Source organism: Beijerinckia sp. L45 (assembly GCF_009765775.1).
In the GTDB taxonomy this organism is placed as follows: domain Bacteria; phylum Pseudomonadota; class Alphaproteobacteria; order Rhizobiales; family Beijerinckiaceae; genus RH-AL1.
This window is the reverse complement of sequence record NZ_LMUU01000192.1, coordinates 1-258: the sequence shown is the minus strand read 5'-3', so window position 1 is coordinate 258 and position 258 is coordinate 1. Positions and strand designations below refer to the sequence as shown.

The 258-nt window shown below is 46.5% G+C and carries 1 protein-coding gene; it reads left to right on the top strand.

The features are described from left to right. Positions 1–3 precede the first annotated feature (3 nt). Entirely contained in the window at positions 4–252 is a 249-nt protein-coding gene (locus GSQ79_RS30390) for a hypothetical protein (protein WP_368669961.1), read from the top strand. Positions 253–258: the final 6 nt, after the last annotated feature.

The window sequence follows — 258 nt, the reverse complement described above, 5'->3', positions numbered from 1 at the left end:
TGCATGACGCCCGAGGACCTAGAGCTTTATAGACTGCAAAAGGCAGGCGTGGCTATGGACGACGATGTTGGCGATGACCTGAACAAGCGATTGAGAACCAAGACAAATCCCACGACCCATATGTATACGCACTGCGAGATTCACCCTAGTACGATTCTCGGCATCTGTGCCAGTATTATTCCTTTCCCCGACCACAACCCGGTAAGTAACTCAATTCGACTTATAATGCGACTCTTTAATACGATTTACTAATACTTT